Source organism: Micromonospora sp. HUAS YX12, from assembly GCF_040215685.1.
GTDB lineage: Bacteria > Actinomycetota > Actinomycetes > Mycobacteriales > Micromonosporaceae > Micromonospora > Micromonospora tulbaghiae.
On the sequence record NZ_CP157974.1, the window covers coordinates 1,243,715 to 1,267,154 of the forward strand.

Sequence of the window (23,440 nt, forward strand, 5' to 3'; positions counted from 1 at the left end):
TCACACCTCCCTGGAGTCCGGGCCGGCGACCACGTTGGCCGGCTCCCGCTCGGCGAGCACGCGCTTGGTACGCGGGCTCGGCGGAACCTGAAGATCCATCGGCGGCAGCGGGAAGCTGCCGTACGGCCGGGTGTCCGCCTGCTCCTGGAGCGACGGCTTCGGCTCCTTCTTCCGCGACGGCCAGAAGAGCGTGGCCAGCAGCAGCACGCCCGCGCCGACGGCGGTGACGAGCAGCCGGTCCCGGGTCTGCCAGTCCTCGATCGAGCGCAGCCCGGCGAGCACCATGATCCAGACCAGGTTCAGCGGCAGCAGCACCTTCCAGCCGAACCGCATGAACTGGTCGTACCGGAGCCGGGGCAGCGTGCCGCGCAGCCAGACGAAGACGAACACCAGCACGATGACCTTGCCGAAGAACCACAGCATCGGCCACCAGCCCTCGTTGGCGCCCGACCAGAGCGTGATCGGCCACGGCGCGTGCCAGCCACCGAGGAACAGCGTCACGGTGAACGCCGACATCGTCACCATCGCGACGTACTCGCTGAGCATGAACAGCGCGAACTTCAGCGAGCTGTACTCGGTCTGGAAACCGGCCACCAGCTCCGACTCCGCCTCGGGCAGGTCGAACGGCGCCCGGTTCGTCTCACCGACGATGGCGATGAAGAACATGATGAAGCTGGGCAGCAGCAGGATCGCGTACCAGCCGGGCGCGGCGATGTCGAGGCCGCCGATGCTCAGCCGGGTGCCGTCGCCCTGAGCGGCGACGATCCCGCTCGTCGACATGGTGCCCGCGGTCATGAAGACCGCGACCACGCTCAGGCCCATGGTGACCTCGTACGAGACCAGCTGGGCCGCCGACCGCAGACCGCCGAGCAGCGGGTAGGTGGAGCCGCTGGCCCAGCCGCCGAGCACGATGCCGTACACGGCGAGCGAGGAGAAGGCCAGCACCACCAGCACCGCCACCGACACGTCGGTGACCTGGAGCGGCGTCCGGTGCCCGAAGATGCTCACCATCGGCCCGAACGGGATCACCGACAGCGCGGTGACCGCGCAGACCACCGAGATCACCGGGGCGAAGAAGTAGACGACCTTGTCGGCCTTGCGCGGGAGGATGTCCTCCTTGAAGGCCAGCTTCACGCCGTCGGCGAGCGTCTGGAGCAGACCGAACGGGCCGGCCTGGTTGGGGCCGGGCCGCACCGCCATGCGGCCCACGACCCGGCGCTCGAACCAGACACCGAGCAGCGTGGCCGCCACGGCGACGACGAACGCGAACAGGACCTTCCCGAGGACCAGCCACCACGGGTCCTTGCCGAAGTCGGCAAGCGTCGGATCCTGCGCCGCGAGGATGACGGGGTTCACTGCACCCACCTTTCGTTCCCGACTGCGGAGACGCTCACCACGTCGCCGGACGTCGCGCCGAGGCCGCGCCGCACGGTGGAGCCGGGTGAGTTGGTCGGCAGCCAGACGACGCCGTCGGGCATCTCGGTGATCGCCGCCGGCAGCGTGATCGCGCCGCGGTCGGTGCCCACCGTGACCGGGTCACCGTCGGCGACGCCCAGCGCCTCGGCGGTGCCCTTGCCCAGCCGGACCACCGGCGGGCGGGCGGTGCCGGCGAGGTGCTCGTCGCCGTCGGTGAGGCTGCCCAGGTCGATCAGCTGGTGCCAGGTGGCGAGTACCGCCTCGCCCGGTCCCGGCTGCCGCACGGCGGCCGGCTCGACCGAGGGCGCCGACGGCCGCTCGACCCGGGTGCGCGGCAGCGCGCCCAGCTCGCGGCGGATGGCCGGCACGTCGCCGGTCCCGAGCCGCACGTCGAGCTGCGCGGCGAGCGCGTCGAGGATGCGGGCGTCGGTCATCGCGCCGGTGTCCAGCACCTTCTCGAACGTGCGCAGCCGGCCCTCCCAGTCCAGGAAGCTGCCGGCCTTCTCGACCACCGGCGCGACCGGCAGGACCACGTCGGCGCGGCGGGACACCGCGCTCATCCGCAGTTCCAGGCTGACCAGGAACGGCACCGCGTCCAGTGCGGACTCGGCCAGGCGCGGGTCGGCCAGGTCGGCCGGGTCGACGCCGGCCACGACCAGGGCGCCCAGCTTGCCGTTCGCGGCGGCGGTGAGGATGCCGTCGGTGTCGCGGCCGGCCTGGCTGGGGATCACCCCGGCCGGGATGTCCCACGCCTCGCCCAGCTCCGCGCGCGCGGCCGGCTCGGTGACGACCCGGCCGCCGGGGAGCAGGTTGGGCAGGCAGCCCGCGTCGACGGCGCCGCGGTCACCCGCGCGCCGCGGCACCCAGACCAGCCGGGCACCGGTACGCCGGGCGACGTCCGCCGCCGCCGACAGGCCGCCCGGCACCTCGGCCAGGCGCTCGCCGACGATCAGGATCGCGCCGGGCCGGCCCAGCGCCTCGGCCACCGTGGCGTGCTCGGCCAGCACGCCGGCTTCCTCGCCGGGCACGACCCGGGCGAGCTTCGCCCCGAGCTTCTCCAGGCCGCGGGTCGCGAACGGCGCGATCGCGTACACGGTGAGCTTCTTCTTCAGGTACGCCTTGCGCAGCCGCAGGAAGAGGATCGGGCACTCCTCCTCCGGCTCCAGGCCAACCAGCACCACGGCGGGCGCGTTCTCCACGTCCGCGTAGGTCACGTCGGTGACCCCGGCGACGCTGCTGGCCAGGAAGTCGGCCTCCTCGCGGGAGACCGGACGGGCCCGGAAGTCGATGTCGTTGGTGTGCAGCGCGATACGGGCGAACTTCGCGTACGCGTAGGCGTCCTCGACGGTGAGCCGGCCGCCGGTCAGCACCGCCGTGCCGGTCGCGCCGTCGCGGGCCGCGCGCAGCCCCTCGGCGGCCCGGGTGAGCGCCTCGCTCCAGGACGCCTCGCGCAGCTCACCGGTCTTCTCGTCGCGCACCATCGGCGTGCTGATCCGGTCGAACGCGCGGGTGTACTGGAAGCCCCAGCGGCCCTTGTCGCAGTTCCACTCCTTGTTCACCGCCGGGTCGTCGCCGGCCAGCCGGCGCAGGACCTTGCCGCGCCGCCAGTCGGTGCGCTGGGCGCAGCCGGCCGAGCAGTGCTCGCAGACGCTGGGCGTGGAGACCAGATCGAACGGGCGGGCCCGGAACCGGTACTGGGAACCGGTCAGCGCGCCCACCGGGCAGATCTGCACGGTATTGCCGGAGAAGTACGAGTTGAACGGGACGTCACCGGCGTCGCCGTCCTCGCCGTACTCCTCGTCCCGGTAGATGTTGATCTCCTCGTGCGAGGAGCGTCCCATCAGGTCGATGAACTTGTCCCCGGCGATCTCCTCGGAGAACCGGGTGCACCGCTGGCAGAGCACGCAACGCTCGCGGTCGAGCAGCACCTGGGTGCTGATCGGCAGCGGCTTCGGGTACTCCCGCTTGTGCTCGTGGAACCGCGAGTCCGTCCGGCCGGTGGACATCGCCTGGTTCTGCAGCGGGCACTCGCCGCCCTTGTCGCACATCGGGCAGTCCAGGGGGTGGTTGAGGAGCAGCAGCTCCATCACCCCCTCCTGGGCCTTCTTGGCGACCGGGGAGGTGAGCTGCGTCCGCACCACCATGCCGTCGGCGACGGTCTGGGTGCAGGAGGCGACCGGCTTGCGCTGGCCCTCCACCTCCACCAGGCACTGCCGGCAGGCGCCGGCCGGGGCCAGCAGCGGGTGGTCGCAGAAGCGCGGGATCTCGGTGCCGAGCTGCTCGGCGACGCGGATCAGCAGCGCGCCCTTGGGCGCGGTGACCTCGACGCCGTCGATGGTCAGCGTGACGGTCTCGGTCTGCTTGGCTACGTCGGTCATCAGTGCGCCCCTACCAGGGTCTTCTCCGACAGCTTCGGAGCGGTACGTCCCTCGATGTAGTCGAGGTAGTCCTGCTTGAAGTACTTCAGCGACGAGGTCACCGAGCTGGTCGCGCCGTCACCCAGACCGCAGAACGAACGGCCGAGGATGTTGTCGCAGGTGTCGAGCAGGGTGTCCAGGTCCTCGTGGGTGCCCTGGCCGGCCAGGATGCGCCGGTAGACCCGGACCATCCAGTAGTTGCCCTCCCGGCACGGGGTGCACTTGCCGCACGACTCGTGGTGGTAGAACTCCAGCCACCGGTAGGTCGCGTACACCGGGCAGTCCTGGTCGGAGAAGATCTGCGTGGCCGTGGTGCCCAGGATCGAGCCGGCCGCCGCCACCCCCTCGAAGTCCAGCGGCACGTCCAGGTGCTCGGCGGTCAGCAGCGGCGTCGACGAGCCACCCGGGGTCCAGAACTTCAGGTTGTGCCCGGGCTTCATGCCGCCGGCCAGCTCGATCAGCTCGCGCAGCGTGATGCCCATCGAGCACTCGTACTGGCCCGGGTTGGCGATCCGGCCGGACAGCGAGTAGATCATCGGGCCGGACGACTTCTCCGTGCCCACCGTCTTCCACCAGTCCGCGCCGCCGAGCACGATGTACGGCACGCTGGCGATGGTGCCGACGTTGTTGACCACGGTCGGGCTGGCGTACAGGCCGTGGGTCGCCGGGAACGGCGGGCGCAGCCGGGGCTGGCCGCGGAAGCCCTCCAGCGAGTCCAGCAGCGCGGTCTCCTCACCGCAGATGTACGCCCCGGCGCCGGAGTGCACCACCAGGTCCAGGTCGAAGCCCGAACCGAGGACGTTCCGGCCGAGATAACCCTTGGCGTACGCCTCGTCGACCGCGCTGCGCAGCCGCCGGGCGGCGTGCACGGCCTCGCCGCGGATGTAGATGTACGCCCGGTTGGCCCGGATCGCGTACGAGGCGATGATGACGCCCTCGACCAGCGAGTGCGGGTCGTGGGTCATCAGCGGCAGATCCTTGCAGGTGCCCGGCTCGCCCTCGTCGGCGTTCACCACCAGGTAGTGCGGCTTCCCGTCGCCCTGCGGGATGAACCCCCACTTGAGACCGGTCGGGAAGCCCGCGCCGCCCCGGCCACGCAGTCCGGAGTCCTTGATCAGCTGGATCAGGTCGTCCGGGTGCGCCTTGAGCGCCTTGCGCAGGGCGGCGTAGCCGTCCAGCTTCTCGTAGGTGCCGAGCCGCCACGCGTCCGGCGAGAGCCAGCGCTTGGTGAGCACCGGCGTGAGCTTGGCCAGCGTCTCCGGCCGAGGAGTGGTCACTTCCGGACCCCCGTTCCGCTCGCGTCCGCCGGGTCGGCGCCGTCCGCGCCCGTACCGGACTCCGCTTCCTTGAGGTTGCGCTCCTGCGCGCCGGCCGCGTCGCCGGCGGGCTTGCCGTCACCGGCCGGCGGGTTCGCCGCCACGCCGGCCGCCTCCGCCGCCCGCGCGTCGCGCGGCGCCGGGGCCGGGCCGTCCACCGGCATCTTCGTGCCGGGCGCGTCCGGCACCGCGGTCCTCGCGTCCGGCTGCCGGGTCTCGGCGGTACGCACCTGCGGCGACTTGGCGTCCGGCGCCTTCACATCCGGCGCGGTGCTGCCGGTGGCCGCCTCCGGCCTGGCCGGCTCGACGGCCTTGGCCGGCTCGGGCGCGGGGGCCGGCTTCGCGGCCTCGGCCTTCGCCTTCGCCTCGGCGGCGGCCCGGTCGGCCTCGGCCTTGCTGCGGATCGGCGTCTTCGGGTCGAAGCCCGGGACCGAGACGCCGTGCTGCTCGGCCAGGCGCAGGCCGCGCAGGCTGGGCTCGCCCGGCCCGCCGTCGGCCACCGCGCCGTCGCGCTCGTCGGCGAAACCGGCGAGCTGGACCGCCATCTCCTTGAGCGTGCAGAGCCGCGCCCCACGCGTCGGCATCGGCCGGCCGCCGGCGCGCAGCTCCTCGACCACGTCGAGCGCGGCCTGCGGCTCCACGTTGTCGAAGAAGTCGTAGTTGACGGTCATCACCGGGCCGTAGTCGCACGCCGCCAGGCACTCGGCGTGCTCCAGGGTGATCTTCCCGTCGGCGGTGGTCTCCTCGTGCCCGACGCCGAGGTGCTCGGCGAGGGTGTCGTAGACCTTCTGCCCGCCGAGCACGTCGCACATCGTGTTGGTGCAGACGCTCACCAGGTAGTCGCCGGTGGGCTTGCGCTTGTACATGGTGTAGAAGGTGGCGACGGCGCCGACCTGGGCCTTGTTGAGCCCGAGCACCTCGGCGCAGAACTCGACACCGGCCGGGGAGACGTAGCCCTCCTCGGACTGGACCAGGTGCAGCAGCGGCAGCAGCGCCGAGCGGGACCGGTCCGCCGGGTACCGGGCGATGATCTCCCGCGCCCGGGCGCGAGTCGTTTCGGAAAAGCTCATCGGTCACAACCACCCATCACGGGGTCCAGCGAGGCGCCGCCGGCGATCACGTCGGCGATCAGGCCGCCCTCGGCCATCGCCGGGAGGGCCTGGAGGTTGACGAAGCTCGGCTCCCGGTAGTGCACCCGGTAGGGCCGGGTGCCGCCGTCGGACACCGCGTGCACGCCCAGCTCGCCGCGGGGCGACTCGATGCCGACGTACACCTGGCCCGGCGGAACCCGGAAGCCCTCGGTGACGAGCTTGAAGTGGTGGATCAGCGACTCCATGGACTGACCCATGATCTTGGCGACGTGCTCCAGCGAGTTGCCCATGCCGTCCACGCCGATGGCGAGCTGCGCCGGCCAGGCGATCTTCTTGTCGGACACCATCACCGGGCCGGGCTTCAGGCGGTCCAGCGCCTGCTCGATCAGCTTCAGCGACTCGCGGATCTCGGCCACCCGGACCAGGTAGCGGCCCCACACGTCACCGTCGGTGTGGGTCGGCACGTCGAACTCGTACGTCTCGTAACCGCAGTACGGCATCGTCTTGCGCAGATCCCAGGCGAGGCCCGCGGAGCGCAGCACCGGGCCGGTGACGCCGAGCGCCATGCAGGCGGTCACGTCGAGCACCGCCACGTGCTGCGTACGCTCCAGCCAGATCGGCTGGCCGGACAGCAGGTTCTCGTACTCCTTGAGCCGCTTCGGCATCAGCTTGAGGAAGTCGCGGATCTTGCGGATCGCGTCGTCCGGCACGTCCTGCGCCACGCCGCCCGGCCGCACGTACGCGTGGTTCATCCGCAGGCCGGTGATGGTCTCGAAGATGTCCAGGACGTACTCCCGCTCGCGGAAGCCGTACAACATCATGTTGATCGCGCCCAGCTCCATGGCGGTGGTCGCCAGCCAGACCAGGTGCGACGAGACCCGGTTGAGCTCCATCATCAGCACGCGGATGGTGGTGGCCCGCTCGGTGATGTCGTCGGTGATGCCGAGCAGCTTCTCCACCGCGAGCGCGTACGCCGTCTCGTTGAACAGCGGCGAGAGGTAGTCCATCCGGGTCACGAACGTCGAGCCCTGGACCCAGTTGCGGTACTCCAGGTTCTTCTCGATGCCGGTGTGCAGGTAGCCGATGACCGAGCGGGCCTCGCGGACCGTCTCACCCTCCAGCTCCAGGACCAGCCGGAGCACGCCGTGGGTGGACGGGTGCTGCGGACCCATGTTGACGACGATCCGCTCGTCGTTGATCGGGTCCGTGCCGGAGACGACCTCGTCCCAGTCCCCGCCGGTGACGGTGAAGACCTTGCCCTCGGTCGTCTCGCGCTCGGTCGCGTAGTTCGACGTGGTCATTGGTACGACCTCCTACGGTCCGGCGGGGGGATCTCCGCACCCTTGTACTCGACGGGGACGCCGCCCAGCGGGTAGTCCTTGCGCTGCGGGTGCCCCTCCCAGTCGTCCGGCATGAGGATCCGGGTCAGGGCGGGGTGGCCGTCGAAGACGACGCCGAACATGTCGTACGTCTCCCGCTCCTGCCAGTCGGCGGTCGGGTAGACGGCGGTGACGCTCGGGACGTGCGGCTCCTCGGCGGAGACCGCCACCTCCAGCCGGACGCTGCGGCGGTAGGTCATCGAGGTCAGGTGGTAGACCACGTGCAGGCGGCGCTCCTGCGCGCCCAGGTAGTCCACACCGGACACCGAGGAGCACAGCTCGAAGCGCAGCGCGAGGTCGTCGCGCATCACCTGGCAGACCTCGGCGATCCGCTCCGGGCGGACGTGCAGGGTCAGCTCGCCCCGGTCGACCACGACCTTCTCGATCGCGTCGCCGAAGTCCGGGTACGCCTCCTCCAGCGCGTCCCGCACCTCGTCGAAGTAGCTCCCGTACGGCCGGGCCGCCTCCTCGATCGGCTTGCGTGGGCGGACCAGGCCGCCGTAGCCGGAGACGTCGCCGGTGCCCTGGTTGCCGAACATGCCCCGGCCGGCCGGGCTGGCCGGGGGGTACTCCGCCGGGGCGGTGGAGCTGGCACCGGCCGGGGTGGTGGGTACCGGCACCCCGCCGTCGTTGTTCTTGTCGTTACTCATTTCGGGCCCCTATGCGACGCCTGGAGGTGGTTCTGCGCCTTCATCCAGTTCTCGATCCGCAGTTGCTCCTCACGCCCCTCGCGGACCGCCTTCGTCCACTCGGCACGGCGGGCCTTGTCGCTGCGGTACGACGAGGGCATCGAGCCGTACGGCACCACCGGCACGTCACCGCGCGCCTGGCGGGCCTCCGCCATCTTGCGGCCGTTCGGGCCCAGCGGCTCGTGCATGATCTTCTCGCGCAGCTTGAGCACCGCGTCGATGAGCATCTCCGGCCGGGGCGGGCAGCCGGGGAGGTACATGTCGACCGGGACGACGTGGTCGACGCCCTGCACGATGGCGTAGTTGTTGAACATGCCGCCGCTGCTGGCGCAGACGCCCATCGAGATGACCCAGCGGGGCTCGGCCATCTGGTCGTAGATCTGGCGCAGGACCGGGGCCATCTTCTGGCTCACCCGGCCGGCCACGATCATCAGGTCCGCCTGGCGGGGCGAGGCGCGGAAGACCTCCATGCCCCAGCGGCCCATGTCGTAGTGCGGCCCGCCCGCCGCCATCATCTCGATGGCGCAGCAGGCCAGACCGAACGTGGCGCCCCAGACCGAGGTCTTCCGCGTCCAGTTGACCAGCTTCTCGACGCTGGTGAGCAGGACGCCGGAGGGGAGCTTCTCCTCGATGCCCATCTGCTACCTCCTCAGTCCCAGTCCAGGCCGCCGCGACGCCACACATAGGCGTACGCGACGAAGACCGCGACGATGAACAGGACCATCTCCACGAAGCCGAAGATCGGCAGGGCGTCGAAGGAGACCGCCCAGGGGTAGAGGAAGATGATCTCGATGTCGAAGACGATGAAGAGCATCGCCGTCAGGTAGAACTTGATCGGGAACCGGCCGCCGCCGACCGGCTGCGGGCTCGGCTCGATGCCACACTCGTACGCCTCGAGCTTGGCCTTGTTCAGACGCCGCGGGCCGGCGAGTCGGGCAGCGGCCACGGAGAACAGCGCGAACGCCGCAGCGAGGGCGAACAGCCCGATGATGGGTGCGTAAGGAGAGAGCGTCATCGTTGTCCCCTGCTCGTCCTTCCCTGACCTCGGTGGTTGGCCAAAATCACACTATTCACGTCCCTCACGACCTCGGTCGGCGGGGGTCGATCTCTGTCCGGCTCGTGGGCGTTCGGGCCCCGGGCCGGTCGTCTCCTACACGGCCGGGGCCACCTTCGTCATCGCGTTGATGACCCGGTCCATCGCGTCCCCGCCGCGCGGGTCGGTCAGGTTGGCCAGCAGCTTGAGCACGAAGCGCATGAGCATCGGGTGCGGCATGCCGTGCTTGGTGGCCATCCGCATGATCTCGGGGCGGCCGATGAGCTTCACGAAGACCCCGCCGAGGCGGTAGTAGCCACCGAAGCGGGCCTTCAGCTCCTGCGGGTACGCCATCAGCGCCCGCTCCCGCTCCGCGCCGGCCGGGCGGGCGAGCGCCTGCACCACGACCTCCGCGGCCATCTCGCCGGACTCCATCGCGTACGCGATGCCCTCGCCGTTGAACGGGTTGACCATGCCGCCGGAGTCACCGACCAGCAGCACGCCGCGGGTGTAGTGCGGAACCCGGTTGAAGCCCATCGGCAGCGCGGCGCCGAGGATCGGACCCTCCGCGTTGGACTCGTCGGTCATCCCCCAGTCCTCGGGGGTGTTCGCGAGCCAGTCGGTGAGCAGCTTGCGGTAGTTCGTCTTGCCGAACGCCGAGGAGGAGTTGAGCACGCCCAGGCCGACGTTCACCCGGCCGTCGCCGAGGCCGAAGATCCAGCCGTAGCCGGGCAGCAGCGCGTCGTTGCCCTTGGCCCGCAGCTCCAGCCAGGACTCCAGGTAGTCGTCGTCGTGCTTGGCGGGCGAGCGGTAGTACCGGCGGACGGCCACGCCGATCGGGCGGTCCTCCCGCTTGGCCAGCCCGAGGGCGAGCGGGAAGCGGCCGGAGACGCCGTCGGCGGCGACCACGAGCGGGGCGTGGAACGTGGCGGGTTCCTTGTCCGGGCCGACCTCGGCCTGCACGCCGATGACCCGGTCGTCGGCGCCGAGCACCGGCCCGAGGACGTTGACGCTGGTCTGGAGCTTCGCCCCGGCGGCGACCGCGCGCTGGGCGAGCAGGTCGTCGAAGTCGAGCCGGGTCCGCACCAGGCCGTAGTTGGGGAAGCTGGCCAGGTCGGGCCAGTCCAGCTCCAGGCGTACTCCGCCGCCGATCACCCGCAGGCCCTTGTTGTGCAGCCATCCCGCCTCGGGCGAGGTGTCCACGCCCATCCGGATCAGCTGCCGCACGGCGCGGGGCGTGAGCCCGTCACCGCAGACCTTCTCCCGGGGAAATTCCGTCTTCTCCAGCAGCAGCACGCGTACGCCGTGCCGCGCCAGGTGGTACGCCGTGGCCGATCCTCCGGGACCGGCGCCCACGACGATGACGTCGGCGTCGTTCTCCACCGCGGTCATCCGCGCCTCCTCCCGCATGCTCGTGAAATGCTTCACAAGCCGATCCGGTTGGAGTCTATGACCGGCGTTACACCAGGACGCGCTGAGGGGGGCCTAACTTCGCAGAAATGCGCCGGTAGGAGCGTCGAGACCGGTCAGGGACGCGCCTGCGCGGCCGGTCCGAGCCCGGCGTCGAGCCGGATGGCCTCGGGCAGGTGGTCGCGCAACGCACCACCGGCGGCCCGGTCCAGCGCGGCGAGCACCTCGGCGACGACCTGCCGGACATCGGCGGGATCCGCCCCGGCCAGCTCGCGGAGCTGCGCGATCAGCTCGGCGGCGTCGTCGTCGGTGGCGGCCTGGTCTGGTCCCGTCATGGAGGCGAGCCTACGGGACAAAGTAGACCAGAATCGGATATTCACGAAATGACCAGCGCACGCTGGCCGGGACGGTCAGTTTCGGACGGCCCGGTGCAGCGCCACGACGCCGCCGGTCAGGTTGCGCCACGCCACCCGGCCCCAGCCGGCCGCGCCGATCCGCGCGGCGAGCGCCGCCTGGTCCGGCCAGGCCCGGATCGACTCCGCCAGGTAGACGTAGGCGTCCGGGTTGCTGGACACCGCGCGGGCCACCGCCGGCAGCGACCGCATCAGGTACGACAGGTAGACGGTGCGGAACGCCGGGTTCACCGGGGTGCTGAACTCGCAGACCACCAGCCGCCCGCCCGGCCGGGTCACCCGGGCCAGTTCGGCCAGCGCCGCGTCGGTGTCGTTGACGTTGCGCAGCGCGAAGGAGATGGTCACCGCGTCGAAGCTGGCGTCGGCGAACGGCAACCGCAGCGCGTCCCCGGCCAGCAGCGGCACCGACGGGCGGCTGCGCTTGCCGGCGTACAGCATGCCCAGCGACAGGTCCGCGCCGACCGCGTACGCCCCGGAGTGGGCCAGTTCCTCGGTCGACACCCCGGTGCCGGCGCCCACGTCCAGCACCCGCTCGCCCGGCCGCAGCCCGAGCGCCGCCCGGGTGGCCCGCCGCCAGGACCGGTCCTGCCCGAACGAGAGCACGGTGTTCGTCAGGTCGTAGCGGGCGGCGACGCCGTCGAACATCGCGGCGACCTCGTGCGGCTGCTTGTCCAGGCTGGCGCGCTGGCCCTGCGGGGTACGGCTCACCCCTCCACTCTGCCAGCCGCGCCGCCCCCGCCTCCCCCCGGGTACGCGACAGGGCGGGGTGGTCACCCACCCCGCCCTGGTCGCGTATCGGTTCCCCGGTCAGTCGCCGGTGCGCTCTTCGCCCGGAGCCACCAGGACCACCTCGCGGCGGCGGGACAGCAGCATCAGCGCCGCGCCGGCCGCGAGCACTGCGGCGCCGATGCCGCCGATCAGGCCGACCTGCATACCGGTCACCGGCAGGCCACCGTCACCGGTGCCGCCACCCGCGCCACCACCGGCGGTCGGGGTCGGCACCGCCGTCGCGCCACCGGTCGGCGTCGGCTGGGCGGTCGGCGTCGAGGTCGGGCCGGCGGTCGGCGTCGGGCTCGGGGTCGACTGCGGGCTCTGGTCGACGAAGACGTCGAACTGGGCGGTGTTGTCACCGTCGTCGGTCTCGGCGAACGCGCGCCGCTGCGCCGAGCTGGCGACCCGCGGCTCCTCCTCCGGCGCACCGGTGGCGGCGTCCAGGCCGGCGGCCCAGACGAAGCCCGGCCGGAGCAGCTTCTCGGTCACGTCCGCGCCGACCTTCACCCGGACGTCGGCGGTGTAGTACTGGCCGGGCTTGAGCACCGCGCCCAGGTCCTCGCAGTACGCGTTGAGGACGCCACCCAGGTTCTGCTCGACGCAGCCGTCGGGCAGCTTCGCGAAGGTGACACCGGCCGGCAGCGCGATCCCGTACTGGACGCCGGTGGCGCGCTTGCTGCCGTCGTTGAACACGGCCCAGTCCAGCGGCGCGGTCTCGCCCGGCCGGACCGGGCGCAGCCCCGACTCGTCGGCGTCGTCGCCGTCCACGCGCACGCCGGCGTACACGTCCTGGACCCAGGTGGTGAGGTCGTAGCCCGGCTCGGTGACGGTGATGTCGTGGTCGACCGTGTCCAGCACGCCGGTGCCGTTCGCCGCGCTGATCGAGACCATGAGCGTGCCGGCCGCGCCCTTACCGCCGGTGGAGAACAGCGGGAGGCCGAAGTCCTCAGTGGTGCCCGCGGGCAGGTCGCCGAGCAGGCAGGAGAAGGTGGTGCCACGGACGTCGCAGCCGGCCGGAACCAGCACGCCGACCTTGGCGGTCTTGAGGCCCTTCGTCTCGACCGTGACCCGGACGTCCTTCGCGTCGACGGTCCCGAGCGTGTTGTTCACCTGGAACTTGAACGGCTTGGCCTTCGCCTCGGTGACGCCCTTGGCGAGCTGGTAGCTGAGCGGGATGAGCTGGAGGTCGGCCTTGTCGGCGGCCTGTGCCGGGCCGGCGGCGGCGCCGAGACCGGCGGTGGAGAGCAGGGCCACGACGCCGGCACGGGCCAGCGTGGACCGGTAGCGGAAGGTCATTGTTCCCCCGGGGGTAGGGACGCGCGTGATCACGTACCGAACGAACGGACGGTACCGGAGCGACGCGTCGTCACGCCACCGCCCAGCGGTGGGAATTCCATCGATCCCGGCAGACGGCAGGGGCGGGATGGTCACCCATCCCGCCCCTGCCGCGGTGCGTTATGTGAACGGCCCTCATGGGCCGATGGAGGACGACGGTCCGACGGACGCCGCCAGCGTAATGGCGTCGTCGGTTCACCGGGCCCTGCTCGACCGGGTCGCCGCCGACCTGTTACCTGCCTGCTCGCGGCCCGGATCGGTGGTGTCGCGCGGGCAGGCTAGCCGCCGGTGATCACACAGGTGAAGACCTCCGGCACAAGCTTCACCGGAAACGGGCGGAGCTCCGGCCGCACGACGAACGCCGACCGGCCGAACGGGGGAACGAGGTCAGTTGACCTCGACCAGCGGCAGCGACTTCCCGGCGCCGCCGCCGGGCAGCGCGATCGACGAGAAGTGCGAGACCACCCGGTCGTCGCTCGGGTCGTCGGCGGGCGTGTGGTGCACCGCGAGCCGGTTGTAGAGCGTGTCCCGCTGGGCCGGGATCCGGTCCGCCGACCGGATCATGCCGATCAGCTCGTGCAGGTTGGACCGGTGCCGGGCGCCGGCCGAGGAGATGACGTTCTCCTCCAGCATGATCGAGCCGAGGTCGTCCACGCCCATGTGCAACGCGAGCTGCCCGACGTCCTTGCCGGTGGTCAGCCAGGACGCCTGGAGGTGCGGGACCGTCTCGAAGAACAGGCGGGCCACCGCGACCAGGCGCAGGTACTCCAGCGTGGTCGCCTGGGTACGGCCCTTGAGGTGGTTGTTCTCCGGCTGGTACGTCCACGGGATGAAGGCCCGGAAACCACCGGTGCGGTCCTGCACGTCGCGGATCATCCGCAGGTGCTCGATGCGCTCGGCGTTCGTCTCGCCGGTGCCCATCATCATGGTGGCCGTCGACTCCAGGCCCTGCCGGTGCGCCAGCTCCATGACCTCCAGCCAGCGGGCGCCGGACTCCTTCAGCGGCGCGATCGCCTTGCGCGGGCGGTCCGGCAGCATCTCCGCGCCGGCACCGGCGATCGAGTCCAGGCCGGCGGCCTTGATCCGGGCGATGGCCTCGTCCAGGCTCACGCCGGAGACCTTGGCCATGTGCAGGATCTCGCTCGGGCCGATCGAGTGGATGGCGAGCTGCGGGTATGCCTTCTTGACCGAGGAGAACAACTCCTCGTAGTACTCGACGCCGTAGTCCGGGTGGTGCCCGCCCTGGAGCATGACCTGGGTGGCGCCCAGCTCGACCGCCTCGCCGCAGCGGCGCAGGATCTCCTCGGTCGGGTGGGTCCAGCCCTCCTTGTGCTTGGGGGCCCGGTAGAACGCGCAGAACTTGCACGCCGTCACGCAGACGTTCGTGTAGTTGATGTTGCGGTCGATCAGGTACGTGACGATGTTGTCCGGGTAGCGGCGCCGCCGTACCGCGTCGGCCGCCTCGCCCAGCGCGTGGAAGGGCGCGTCGGTGTAGAGCAGCAGCGCCTCCTCGGGCGTGATCCGCCCGCCGTCCGCGCTGCGTTGCAGGATGTCGTCGATCTCCCGGTTCGCCGTCACATCCCCGAGCGTACGTCGCGGGCCCGACGGCGGGAAACGCCACTCCTCACCCGGTGACGAGAGACCCACCCGGTCAGGGCATGCCCGGACTGGCCACCGGCAGCCCGATCGCCTTGGCCGCCTCCAGCAGCCGCTTGTCGTACGTGACGAACGCGACGAACTCGGCCGCCGCCTGCCGGGCCAGGACCTCGGCGGTGGCGAGGTGGACGGCGTCCAGGCTGCGCAGCATCGGTTCCGGATACGCGCCCGCTGTCGCCCGGACCGTGGCGTCGATCTCGACCCGGTAGAGACGTCCCAGCACCGAGGGGACACCCACCAGCGCCTGTGGAGCGGCACGACGCAACGTCCGTGGCACCTCCACCTCGACGAGAGCCGACGACACCAGGGCGGTGCCGGCGCGCTCGTTCAGCCAGCCGAGCAGATCCGGTGTCTCCGCCTCCCGCCGCAGCATCTTGATGACCGCCGCCGAGTCGAGGTAGATCACCAGCGCTCCTCGTCGCGCGCCTCGACCAGCGCGGCCGCGGCGTCCACCGTGGGATCCCCGAGCACCGGCGGCATCGGGACCGGGCCGGTCGTGGTCGGGGCAGTGGCCCGGCCCTCGGCCACCAACCGGCCGAGAAGCGCGTCGCCGGCCAGCACCGGGACGAGGCGGGCGATCGGCTCACCCCTATCGGTCACCTCGACCGTCTCACCGGCGCGCACCCGCGCCAGCACCCGGCTGGTGTGCTGGTTCAGCTCCCGGACGGCGATCTGCTCCATGAGCCGAGTGTAGGACGAAACGTTCTACGCGTCACGGGCGGTGGTCGATCCGGAACGCCACTGCGGGAAGCGGGGTGCTGGCGTCGCCCGCCTACGCTCTCGGCGTGCCAGTCGTACCGCCCCCGCCCACCCCCGTACGCGTGGCCGGCGCCCGTTCCGCCCTCTGGTCCCTCACGATGACCGCCGTGCTGGCCGGCTTCGGCCTCGCCGTGATCGCCGTGACCACGGTGGTCGGCCACCTCACCGTGGGACTGCCGATCGCGGTGCCGATCTGCGTCGGCCTGGCCGGCTGCCTCGCCTTCGCGGTCGGCCTGCGCCTGCTGCACCGGGGCTGGTGGCTGACTTTCCTGTCGGTGGTGCCGGCCCTGTTCGTGCTGGTGGGCGCCGTGCAGCTCGCCCCGGAGTCGGTGCTCCGGGAGCGCGGCGTCGCCCAGCAGGTGACCATCACCGACGTGCAGACGGTCGGCAAGCGGCACGAGTTCGCCCTCCAGGGCGACACCGGCCGGCTCGACGAACCGCTGGTCTACCGGGGCAGCTCCCCCGGCTACCGGGTCGGCCAGCGGCTGACGGTGCTCGTCGACCCGCGGGGCGAGGTGGAACCGACCGACGCGCGGGACGTGGACCCGGACGGGAAGCGGGGCATGCTCGTGCTCGGCGCGGCGGGATGGACCCTGTTCGCGCTCGTCGGCGGGTGGCGCGGCCACGTCAGCCGGGCCCGTGGCCGCGCCGCCACGGCGCCGCCGGTGGTGATCTGACCGGCGGCGCTACGCGTCGTAGTCGACTGTCAGTTCGTCGGTGACCGGGCTGGACTGGCAGGTCAGCACGTAACCGGCTGCCACCTCGTCGGGCTCCAGCGCGTAGTTGCGCGCCATCGTCACCTCACCGGCCGTCACCTTGGCCCGGCAGGTCGAGCACACCCCGCCCTTGCAGGCGTACGGCAACTCGCCGCGCACCCGCAGAGCCGCGTCGAGCACCCGCTCGTCCCGGCCCATCGTGAAACTGGACGAGCGCCCGTCCAGCAGGATCGTCACCTCGGTGCCGGCACCGGGCCGGTCGGCCTCGCGCCGGACCGGCTCCGGCGGGGCGTCGACGTGGAACAACTCGGTGTGCACCGCCGCGTCCGGCACGCCGCGACCCGCGAGCACCGCCTTGGCGTCCACCACCATGCCGTACGGGCCGCAGAGGAACCACTCCTCGATCTCGTCACCGGGTACGACGGTGTCGAGCAGCCGGGTCAGCCGGTCGGCGTCGATCCGCCCGGACAGCAACGCGGACTCGCCCATCTCCCGGGACAGCACGTGCACCAGGTGCAGCCGGGTCGGGTAGCGGTCCTTCAGGTCGGCCAGCTCCTCGGCGAACATCACCGAGTTCGCCGTGCGGTTGCCGTACACGAGCGTGAACGTGCTGCGCGGCTCGGTGGCCAGCGCGGTCGCGGCCAGCCCGAGCACCGGGGTGATGCCGGAACCGGCGACCACCGCGCCGTACCGGCGGACCCGGTCCGGGGTGAACGCGGAGGTGAAGTGGCCCAGCGGCGGCAGCACCTCGACGGTGTCGCCGCCGCGCAGCGCACCGCAGGCGTACGCGGAGAACGCCCCACCCGGCACCTCACGCACCCCGATCCGCAACCGGCCGTGCCGGGCCAGCTCGTCGGGGGTGGAGCAGATCGAGTACGACCGCCGCACCTCCTCGCCGCCGGTGCCGGCCGGGCGGCGGACGGTGAGGTGCTGCCCGGCGGAGAACGCGAACGTCTCGCGCAGGGCCTCCGGAACCGCGAACGTGATCGACACCGAATCGTCGGTGAGCCGGTCCACGGCGGTGACGGGCAGCGGGTGGAAGACCGGCCGGCGGCGGACCGGCCGGGTGATGGTGACAGTCACAGCGCCTTCAGGTGGTCGAAGGGTTCGGAACAGGAGCGGCAGCGCCACAGCGCCTTGCACGCGGTGGAGCCGAAGCGGCTGATCTGTGTGGTCTCCGGCGACCCGCAGCGCGGACACCGTACGGCCAGGGTCAACGGCACCACCGTGTCGTCGCCGCGCGGCGCGGGCGGGGCGATGCCGGCGGCGGCGAGCTTGGCCCGGCCGCTGTCGGAGATCCAGTCCGTGCTCCACGCCGGGTGGTAGACGGTCCGGACCTCGGCGTCCGGATGCCCGGCGGCGGCGAGCGCCCGGCGGATGTCCTCCCGGATCACGTCCATGGCCGGGCAGCCGGTGTAGGTGGGGGTGATGGTGACGACGACCCGGCCGGTGTCCGGTTCCTCGTCGACCGCGCGCAGGATGCCCAGCTCGTCGATGGTGATGACCCGGATCTCCGGGTCCACCACCGCCGCCGCGGCCGCCCTGGCGTCGCTCACCAGCGCGCTCCGGGGTGGGCGCGGTGCAGCACCTGCATCTCGGCGAGCAGGTACGAGAGGTGCTCGGTGTGCAGGCCGTCCCGGCCGCCACCGGGCGCCCAGCCGGTCTCCGGCCGGGTCAGCGTCGCCTCGTCCAGCACGGCGGACACGGTGGCGTCGAAGCCGGCCCGAAGGGTGGACGGGTCGACGGGCGCCGCCGGGTCCGGGGCGAACAGCTCGTGGACGTACGGCCACACCTGGTCGACCGCGTCCTGCATGCGCCGGTGCGACTCCTCGGTGCCGTCGCCGAGCCGCTTCACCCACAGCGAGGCGTGGTCCAGGTGGTACGCCGACTCCTTGCGCGCCTTCGCCCCGACCGCCGCCAGCCGTTCGTCCGCGCAGCCGGCCAGCGCCGTGTAGAGCGGCGACTGGTACGCGGCCAGGAAGAACAGCTTCGCCATGGTCACGCCGAAGTCGCCGTTGGGCAGCTCGACCAGCAGGCAGTTGCGGAACTCGCGGTCGTCGCGCAGGTAGGCCAGGTCGTCCTCGTCGCGGCCCGCGCCCTCCAGTTCACCCGCGTACGTGAGCAGCAGCCGCGCCGCGCCGAGCTGGTCGAGGGCGATGTTCGCGAGCGCGATGTCCTCCTCCATCTCCGGCGCGCGGGAGGTCCACTCACCGAGACGCTGCGCCGCGATGAGCGCGTCGTCGCCGATGGCCAGCGTGAACTCGAAACTCATAGGTGGGCCGCCCCTTCGGGCACCTCGTAGAACGTCGGGTGGCGGTAGACCTTGTCGGCGGCCGGGTCGAAGAACGCGTCCTTCTCGTCCGGGCTGGACGCGGTGATCGCGCTCGCCGGCACCACCCAGATGGAGACGCCCTCCTGGCGGCGGGTGTAGAGATCCCGGGCGTTGCGCAGGGCCAGCTCGGCGTCGGGGGCGTGCAGGCTGCCGACGTGGGTGTGCGACAGGCCACGGCGGGCCCGCACGAAGACCTCCCACAGGGGAGAGGATGGGCTGCTCATGCCGAGCCGGCCGGGCATGCCCTCACGGCCCTCGCTCCGCTCGGTGCGTTCGCTCATGCCGAGCCGGCCGGGCATGCCCTCACGGCCCTCGCTCCGCTCGGTGCGTTCGCTCATGCCGCCACCGGTTCCTTTCGCTCCGCCCGCTTCGCGGCGTACGCCGCGGCGGCCTCCCGTACCCACGCGCCGTCGGCGTGCGCCTTGCGCCGGTGCGCCATGCGCTCCCGGTTGCACGGCCCGTCGCCCTTGATCACCCGCATCAGCTCGGCGTAGTCGGGCTGGGTGTAGTCGTACGCCTGCCGCTCGTCGTTCCAGCGCAGGTCCGGGTCGGGGAGGGTGAGGCCGAGCACCTCCGCCTGACCGACGCACATGTCGACGAAGCGCTGGCGCAGCTCGTCGTTGGAGAAGCGCTTGATCTTCCAGGCCATGGACTGGGCGCTGTGCGTCGAGTCGCCGTCCGGCGGGCCGAACATGGCAAGTGACGGGTACCACCAGCGGTCCACCGCGTCCTGCGCCATCGCCTTCTGCGCCGGGGTGCCGTGCGCCAGCGTGTGCAGGATCTCGTAGCCCTGCCGCTGGTGGAACGACTCCTCCTTGCAGACCCGGATCATCGCCCGTGCGTACGGCCCGTAGGAGCAGCGGCACAGCGGCACCTGGTTGACGATCGCCGCGCCGTCCACGAGCCAGCCGATCGCGCCCACGTCGGCCCAGGTCAGGGTCGGGTAGTTGAAGATCGAGCTGTACTTCTGCCGTCCGTCGAGCAGCAGATCCACCAGCTCGTCGCGGCTGATCCCGAGCGTCTCGGCGGCCGCGTAGAGGTAGAGGCCGTGACCGGCCTCGTCCTGCACCTTGGCGAGCAGGATCGCCTTGCGCTTGAGCGAGGGCGCCCGGCTGATCCAGTTGCCCTCCGGCTGCATGCCGATGATCTCGGAGTGGGCGTGCTGGGCGATCTGCCGGATCAGCGTCCTGCGGTACGCCTCGGGCATCCAGTCGCGGGGCTCGATCTTCTGGTCCGCGCTGATGACGTCGGCGAAGTACGCCTCGACGTCCTCGTCCGGAGCGGCACCTCCGCCCCGGGCCCGCGCCGCCGCCTCGCGCAGCGCGGCCTCCGCCGCCTCCACCTCGCCGAGCAGGCCGCCGCCCGGAGCGTCCTCGGGCGGGGCGAAGTCATTGCCATACATGCAGCCAGTGTTACAGCTCGCCACGAATGACACCAGAGGGTGTAACAGGTTTCGAGGGCCACCGGGCGTCACCGGGCATGCGCGTGGCGCCATCGTCCCTGGTAGCTGTGATGTCGATCACTTCGAATAGAAGAAATCCCCCAAGGATGGCAAAGCGGCTCAATATCCCGCCCACCCGGCAAAGTCACGGGTGTCGAGACCTGGCATCAGCGCTGTCCGGAAGTAGACTTCCGACCGGCAAACCGTTCGGCTTCATGATCGTCACCGTTCAGGCCATCGTCCCCCCGGCCTGGTGGCGACCGGGCCGAATCCATGCGGAAGCGCCGGTCCCCCCGGCCAGACATCTGGAGCTCACCACTCATGCGACCTCGCGTGACCATGGTGCTCGCCATCGTGGCGGTCCTCATCGGCGGCGTCATGCTGGTGCCGGCCGCGTACGCGAAGCTCTCCGGCGGAGACAGCGCGGGCGGCCTCGGCGGCGGCGAGCAGGTCCCGGCGCCGGCACCGACCGCGCCGGCGCCCCCGACGCTCGCCGACGCCCCGGTGTCGGTGAACTTCAAGGGTGAGTTCTTCTCCTGGGCCCTGATGGACCGCGAGACCGGCACGGTCACCGGCGCGAAGAACATGAACCAGACCAGCTCCACCGAGTCGATGCTCAAGGCCTGGATCGTCGCGGACTACCTTCGCCAGCTCGGCGACGAGCAGCCGAGCGCCGACCTCAAGAAGGCGGCGATCCTGGCGATCCGGAACAGCGACGACGACGGCGCCAACCGGGTCTACCGGGCGGCCGGCGGCTCCTACAAGCCCCAGCCGGGCGGCAAGCCGGACCCGGTCGTCGCGCGGGCGATCCAGATCTGCGGCCTGACCGACACCAAGCCCGGCGACGTGCCCGACTACAAGGGCTGGTGGAGCTTCACCGAGATGTCCCCCCGGGACGCGGCCCGCCTCGGCGACTGCATCGCCGACGGCCGCGCCGCCGGCCCCAAGTGGACCAAGTGGCTGCTCAGCGAGATGACCAAGGTGGCCGGCAGCGTCAGCAAGCAGAGCGCACGGTCCGGCGGCGGCCGGTGGGGCGTCATCGACGGCCTGCCGGCGACGATCAAGTCGCAGGGTCCGGTGCACATGAAGAACGGCTGGACGCAGCTCGCCTACGACGGCAACTGGCACGTCAGCTGCCTCGCGTTCACCGACAAGTGGAGTCTCGCCGTGATGATGCGGTACCCGGGCCGCTCCGGCCTGCCGTACGGTGCGAAGATGTGCGCCGCCGTCGCCACCCAGCTCGTGACGCCGCAGCCCGGCGCCGCACTCAAGGTGCCGCAGCAGCCGGTCGGGAAGCTCTGATGGCCGGTGCCCGGCGTCGGCCCGGCAGCCATCGGCGCCCGCTCGCGTTCAGCGCCCTGGCCGTGGTCCTCGTCGGCCTGCTCGGCCTCTCCCTGCGTGTGATCCCCGGCTCCCCGCTGGAGGCCACCGCGAACTCGCATCCCGAGCCGACGAGCGAACGGTCGGCACAGCAGACCGTCGACCGCGGCGCGAAACCGCGGGTCGCTCCCTCACCGTCGCTCGAACCACTGCCGTTCCAGGCGAAGAACCTCGACAACCTCAAGATCAAGGGCTGGTACGCCTGGTCCGTGCTGGACAAGCGCACCGGGAAGATCATCGGCTCGTCGAACATGGACGAGACGAGTACCACCGCGTCCCTGATCAAGTCCTGGGTGGTGGCCGACTACCTGCGCCTGAGCGCCGAGGACGGCAAGACGCCGAGCGGCGCGAAGCTGGCCGACGCCACGAAGATCATCCGGGACAGCGACAACACCCGGGCGCAGGAGTTCTACGAGAGCGTCGGCGGCTCGGACTCGATCGAGCGGCTGATCTCGATCTGCAAGCTGACCGACAGCGAGGTCGCCTCCGACGGTGGCTGGAGCCGTACCGAGCTGTCCCCTCGGGACACCGCCCGCCTCGGTCTCTGCATCGACGACGGCCGCGCGGCCGGGCCGAAGTGGACCAAGTGGCTGCTCAACGAGATGCGCCTGGTACGCGCTCCCGGCGACTTCGGCATCCGCAAGGCGTTCCCGGCGGCCCAGCAGAAGAAGATCGCCATCAAGAACGGGTGGATCGACCGGGAGAAGGAAGAGGAGTACCACGTCAACTGCCTGGCCATCGGCGACACCTGGACGATGGGCGTGATGCTGCGTACCCCGTTCGGCGTCGAGGGCGGCTGGGAGTACGGCATGGACGCCTGCGAACGGATCACCAAGGCGCTGCTGCGCCCGGCGACCTGAGCCACGCGGGCCCACCGGCCTGCTTCCCGCGCGGCGCCCGGAGCCCCGCGCGGCGCGGTCAGCCCCGGAAGAACTCCGGGCCGTCGGCCGGCAGCGCCGGCACCTCCCCGTACGCGGCCGCCCGGCGGGCGAACTCGCGCAGCCCGGCCACCTGCCGCTCACCCAGCGAGAAGTCGAGCGCCCGGAAGTACGTGGCGAGCGTGGCCGCGTCGAACGTCTCCCAGCGGGCCGCCGCCTCCGCCACCTGGTCCAGCTCGGCCAGGCACAGGTCGCGCGAGCGCAGGAACGCCTCGTGCACCTCCTTGACCAGGCCCGGGTGGGCGGCGGCGAACTCGCGGCGTACCGCCCAGACGGCGAACACCATCGGCAGACCGGTCCAGTCGTGCCACGCCTGCCCCAGGTCGGTCACCGCGAGGCCCTTGGCCGGCGCCTCGTAGAGCGCGCGCAGCGCCACGTCGCCGATGAGCACTCCGGCGTCGGCCTCCAGCAGCATCTGGGTCAGGTCCGGCGGGCAGCGGAAGTACTCCGGGCGCACCCCGTGCCGCTCGGCGAGCAGCAGCTGGGCCAGCAGCACCCCGGTACGCGACGTGGAGCCGAGCGCCACCCGGGCGCCGTCCAGCTCGCCCAGCGGGCGGGTGGACACCACGTTCACCGAGAGCACCGGCCCGTCGCTGCCCACCGCCAGGTCGGGCAGGAGCAGCAGGTCGTCGGCGTGCTTGAGGAACTCCACGAGCGTGATCGGGCCGATGTCCAGGTCACCGGCGACCAGGGCGGCGCTCAGCCGGTCCGGCGAGTCCTTGTGCAGGTCGACGTCGATGAGCGCGCCGGACCGCATCAGCCCCCAGTAGATGGGCAGGCAGTTGAGGAACTGGATGTGCCCCACCCGGGGGCGGGCGATGCGATCGGCCATGACCCGACCGTATCGCCGTGGCTTCCACCCCGCCGCCGGGGGATCCGATCGAGTGGTGAACTCCGCACCCGGCGGGAAGGAAGGGCCCCTTGTTAACGCCTCCGGCAGAGGAAGGG

Annotated in this window: 24 protein-coding genes; 3 read left to right on the forward strand and 21 right to left on the reverse strand. The window is 71.6% G+C overall.

Features of this window, described 5'->3' with window-relative positions:
* The 15 genes from nuoH to ABIH81_RS06250 form a co-directional block, all read right to left on the reverse strand.
* The gene (nuoH, locus tag ABIH81_RS06180; RefSeq protein WP_349879424.1) at window positions 1-1,356 is read right to left on the reverse strand and encodes an NADH-quinone oxidoreductase subunit NuoH; all 1,356 of its coding nucleotides are present in this window, start codon (window positions 1,354-1,356) and stop codon (window positions 1-3) included.
* Complete coding sequence (locus tag ABIH81_RS06185; RefSeq protein WP_349879425.1) at window positions 1,353-3,794, reverse strand: NADH-quinone oxidoreductase subunit G; 2,442 nt, start codon at window positions 3,792-3,794, stop codon at window positions 1,353-1,355. The genes nuoH and ABIH81_RS06185 overlap by 4 nt, the downstream gene beginning before the upstream one ends.
* Window positions 3,794-5,110: an NADH-quinone oxidoreductase subunit NuoF gene (gene nuoF, locus ABIH81_RS06190; RefSeq protein WP_349879426.1), complete on the reverse strand. Its 1,317-nt coding sequence runs from the start codon at window positions 5,108-5,110 to the stop codon at window positions 3,794-3,796. Before nuoF ends, ABIH81_RS06185 begins: the two co-directional genes overlap by 1 nt.
* On the reverse strand, window positions 5,107-6,219 hold the full coding sequence (nuoE, locus tag ABIH81_RS06195; RefSeq protein WP_349879427.1) for an NADH-quinone oxidoreductase subunit NuoE: 1,113 nt from the start codon (window positions 6,217-6,219) through the stop codon (window positions 5,107-5,109). Before nuoE ends, nuoF begins: the two co-directional genes overlap by 4 nt.
* The gene (locus ABIH81_RS06200) at window positions 6,216-7,541 is read right to left on the reverse strand and encodes an NADH-quinone oxidoreductase subunit D (protein ID WP_334464085.1); all 1,326 of its coding nucleotides are present in this window, start codon (window positions 7,539-7,541) and stop codon (window positions 6,216-6,218) included. The genes nuoE and ABIH81_RS06200 overlap by 4 nt, the downstream gene beginning before the upstream one ends.
* Entirely contained in the window at window positions 7,538-8,269 is a 732-nt protein-coding gene (locus ABIH81_RS06205) for an NADH-quinone oxidoreductase subunit C (RefSeq protein WP_349879428.1), read from the reverse strand. The genes ABIH81_RS06200 and ABIH81_RS06205 overlap by 4 nt, the downstream gene beginning before the upstream one ends.
* On the reverse strand, window positions 8,266-8,946 hold the full coding sequence (locus ABIH81_RS06210; RefSeq protein WP_349879429.1) for an NADH-quinone oxidoreductase subunit B family protein: 681 nt from the start codon (window positions 8,944-8,946) through the stop codon (window positions 8,266-8,268). Before ABIH81_RS06210 ends, ABIH81_RS06205 begins: the two co-directional genes overlap by 4 nt.
* 11 nt (window positions 8,947-8,957) lie before the next feature.
* Window positions 8,958-9,323 (reverse strand): NADH-quinone oxidoreductase subunit A, encoded by a 366-nt coding sequence (locus ABIH81_RS06215; protein ID WP_013283601.1) that lies wholly within the window; start codon window positions 9,321-9,323, stop codon window positions 8,958-8,960.
* Between the two features lie 135 nt (window positions 9,324-9,458).
* Entirely contained in the window at window positions 9,459-10,733 is a 1,275-nt protein-coding gene (locus ABIH81_RS06220) for a geranylgeranyl reductase family protein (protein ID WP_349879430.1), read from the reverse strand.
* A 134-nt stretch (window positions 10,734-10,867) separates the two neighbouring features.
* Window positions 10,868-11,086: a hypothetical protein gene (locus tag ABIH81_RS06225; protein ID WP_030273586.1), complete on the reverse strand. Its 219-nt coding sequence runs from the start codon at window positions 11,084-11,086 to the stop codon at window positions 10,868-10,870.
* 75 nt (window positions 11,087-11,161) lie between these two features.
* A complete protein-coding gene (locus ABIH81_RS06230; RefSeq protein WP_349881022.1) occupies window positions 11,162-11,809 on the reverse strand; it encodes a demethylmenaquinone methyltransferase in 648 nt (215 codons plus the stop codon).
* 162 nt (window positions 11,810-11,971) lie between these two features.
* Window positions 11,972-13,231, reverse strand: a complete 1,260-nt coding sequence (locus ABIH81_RS06235; protein WP_349879431.1) for a cell wall anchor protein — start codon at window positions 13,229-13,231, stop codon at window positions 11,972-11,974.
* A 426-nt stretch (window positions 13,232-13,657) separates the two neighbouring features.
* Complete coding sequence (gene mqnC / locus ABIH81_RS06240; protein ID WP_349879432.1) at window positions 13,658-14,848, reverse strand: cyclic dehypoxanthinyl futalosine synthase; 1,191 nt, start codon at window positions 14,846-14,848, stop codon at window positions 13,658-13,660.
* Window positions 14,849-14,921: 73 nt separating this feature from the next.
* Window positions 14,922-15,332 (reverse strand): type II toxin-antitoxin system VapC family toxin, encoded by a 411-nt coding sequence (locus tag ABIH81_RS06245; protein ID WP_349879433.1) that lies wholly within the window; start codon window positions 15,330-15,332, stop codon window positions 14,922-14,924.
* Window positions 15,329-15,607 carry a type II toxin-antitoxin system prevent-host-death family antitoxin gene (locus ABIH81_RS06250; protein ID WP_013283593.1) on the reverse strand — a complete coding sequence of 93 codons (279 nt, stop codon included), beginning with the start codon at window positions 15,605-15,607 and terminating at the stop codon, window positions 15,329-15,331. The genes ABIH81_RS06245 and ABIH81_RS06250 overlap by 4 nt, the downstream gene beginning before the upstream one ends.
* A gap of 104 nt (window positions 15,608-15,711) precedes the next feature.
* Here ABIH81_RS06250 and ABIH81_RS06255 point away from each other — a divergent pair, with 104 nt between their 5' ends.
* The gene (locus ABIH81_RS06255) at window positions 15,712-16,362 is read left to right on the forward strand and encodes a hypothetical protein (RefSeq protein ID WP_349879434.1); all 651 of its coding nucleotides are present in this window, start codon (window positions 15,712-15,714) and stop codon (window positions 16,360-16,362) included.
* Between the two features lie 9 nt (window positions 16,363-16,371).
* Here ABIH81_RS06255 and paaE read toward each other — a convergent pair whose 3' ends face one another.
* From paaE to paaA, 5 genes are all read right to left on the reverse strand, one after another.
* On the reverse strand, window positions 16,372-17,484 hold the full coding sequence (gene paaE / locus ABIH81_RS06260; RefSeq protein WP_349879435.1) for a 1,2-phenylacetyl-CoA epoxidase subunit PaaE: 1,113 nt from the start codon (window positions 17,482-17,484) through the stop codon (window positions 16,372-16,374).
* Window positions 17,481-17,957, reverse strand: a complete 477-nt coding sequence (gene paaD / locus ABIH81_RS06265; RefSeq protein ID WP_349879436.1) for a 1,2-phenylacetyl-CoA epoxidase subunit PaaD — start codon at window positions 17,955-17,957, stop codon at window positions 17,481-17,483. The genes paaE and paaD overlap by 4 nt, the downstream gene beginning before the upstream one ends.
* Entirely contained in the window at window positions 17,954-18,673 is a 720-nt protein-coding gene (gene paaC, locus ABIH81_RS06270) for a 1,2-phenylacetyl-CoA epoxidase subunit PaaC (protein WP_349879437.1), read from the reverse strand. Before paaC ends, paaD begins: the two co-directional genes overlap by 4 nt.
* Window positions 18,670-18,957: a 1,2-phenylacetyl-CoA epoxidase subunit PaaB gene (paaB, locus tag ABIH81_RS06275; RefSeq protein WP_349881023.1), complete on the reverse strand. Its 288-nt coding sequence runs from the start codon at window positions 18,955-18,957 to the stop codon at window positions 18,670-18,672. The genes paaC and paaB overlap by 4 nt, the downstream gene beginning before the upstream one ends.
* A gap of 110 nt (window positions 18,958-19,067) precedes the next feature.
* A complete protein-coding gene (gene paaA / locus ABIH81_RS06280; RefSeq protein ID WP_349879438.1) occupies window positions 19,068-20,135 on the reverse strand; it encodes a 1,2-phenylacetyl-CoA epoxidase subunit PaaA in 1,068 nt (355 codons plus the stop codon).
* 360 nt (window positions 20,136-20,495) lie between these two features.
* Between paaA and ABIH81_RS06285 the strand changes: the two genes are divergently transcribed.
* Both ABIH81_RS06285 and ABIH81_RS06290 read left to right on the forward strand, forming a co-directional pair.
* Window positions 20,496-21,476: a hypothetical protein gene (locus tag ABIH81_RS06285; RefSeq protein ID WP_349879439.1), complete on the forward strand. Its 981-nt coding sequence runs from the start codon at window positions 20,496-20,498 to the stop codon at window positions 21,474-21,476.
* Window positions 21,476-22,414 (forward strand): hypothetical protein, encoded by a 939-nt coding sequence (locus ABIH81_RS06290; RefSeq protein WP_349879440.1) that lies wholly within the window; start codon window positions 21,476-21,478, stop codon window positions 22,412-22,414. Before ABIH81_RS06285 ends, ABIH81_RS06290 begins: the two co-directional genes overlap by 1 nt.
* A 58-nt stretch (window positions 22,415-22,472) precedes the next feature.
* On the opposite strand, the gene ABIH81_RS06295 is transcribed toward ABIH81_RS06290, so the two are convergent.
* Complete coding sequence (locus ABIH81_RS06295) at window positions 22,473-23,324, reverse strand: menaquinone biosynthesis protein (RefSeq protein ID WP_349879441.1); 852 nt, start codon at window positions 23,322-23,324, stop codon at window positions 22,473-22,475.
* Window positions 23,325-23,440 lie beyond the last annotated feature (116 nt).

What these genes read in the sequence shown, in the direction of transcription:
- ABIH81_RS06185 (WP_349879425.1), bottom strand. Translation starts at nt 3,794, where the DNA reads ATGACCGACGTAGCCAAGCAGACCGAGACCGTCACGCTGACCATCGAC.
- nuoE (WP_349879427.1), bottom strand. Translation starts at nt 6,219, where the DNA reads ATGAGCTTTTCCGAAACGACTCGCGCCCGGGCGCGGGAGATCATCGCC.
- ABIH81_RS06200 (WP_334464085.1), bottom strand. Translation starts at nt 7,541, where the DNA reads ATGACCACGTCGAACTACGCGACCGAGCGCGAGACGACCGAGGGCAAG.
- ABIH81_RS06205 (WP_349879428.1), bottom strand. Translation starts at nt 8,269, where the DNA reads ATGAGTAACGACAAGAACAACGACGGCGGGGTGCCGGTACCCACCACC.
- ABIH81_RS06210 (WP_349879429.1), bottom strand. Translation starts at nt 8,946, where the DNA reads ATGGGCATCGAGGAGAAGCTCCCCTCCGGCGTCCTGCTCACCAGCGTC.
- ABIH81_RS06215 (WP_013283601.1), bottom strand. Translation starts at nt 9,323, where the DNA reads ATGACGCTCTCTCCTTACGCACCCATCATCGGGCTGTTCGCCCTCGCT.
- ABIH81_RS06220 (WP_349879430.1), bottom strand. Translation starts at nt 10,733, where the DNA reads ATGACCGCGGTGGAGAACGACGCCGACGTCATCGTCGTGGGCGCCGGT.
- ABIH81_RS06225 (WP_030273586.1), bottom strand. Translation starts at nt 11,086, where the DNA reads ATGACGGGACCAGACCAGGCCGCCACCGACGACGACGCCGCCGAGCTG.
- ABIH81_RS06230 (WP_349881022.1), bottom strand. Translation starts at nt 11,809, where the DNA reads ATGTTCGACGGCGTCGCCGCCCGCTACGACCTGACGAACACCGTGCTC.
- ABIH81_RS06235 (WP_349879431.1), bottom strand. Translation starts at nt 13,231, where the DNA reads ATGACCTTCCGCTACCGGTCCACGCTGGCCCGTGCCGGCGTCGTGGCC.
- ABIH81_RS06250 (WP_013283593.1), bottom strand. Translation starts at nt 15,607, where the DNA reads ATGGAGCAGATCGCCGTCCGGGAGCTGAACCAGCACACCAGCCGGGTG.
- paaC (WP_349879437.1), bottom strand. Translation starts at nt 18,673, where the DNA reads ATGAGTTTCGAGTTCACGCTGGCCATCGGCGACGACGCGCTCATCGCG.
- paaB (WP_349881023.1), bottom strand. Translation starts at nt 18,957, where the DNA reads ATGAGCAGCCCATCCTCTCCCCTGTGGGAGGTCTTCGTGCGGGCCCGC.
- paaA (WP_349879438.1), bottom strand. Translation starts at nt 20,135, where the DNA reads ATGTATGGCAATGACTTCGCCCCGCCCGAGGACGCTCCGGGCGGCGGC.
- ABIH81_RS06285 (WP_349879439.1), top strand. Translation starts at nt 20,496, where the DNA reads ATGCGACCTCGCGTGACCATGGTGCTCGCCATCGTGGCGGTCCTCATC.
- ABIH81_RS06290 (WP_349879440.1), top strand. Translation starts at nt 21,476, where the DNA reads ATGGCCGGTGCCCGGCGTCGGCCCGGCAGCCATCGGCGCCCGCTCGCG.
- ABIH81_RS06295 (WP_349879441.1), bottom strand. Translation starts at nt 23,324, where the DNA reads ATGGCCGATCGCATCGCCCGCCCCCGGGTGGGGCACATCCAGTTCCTC.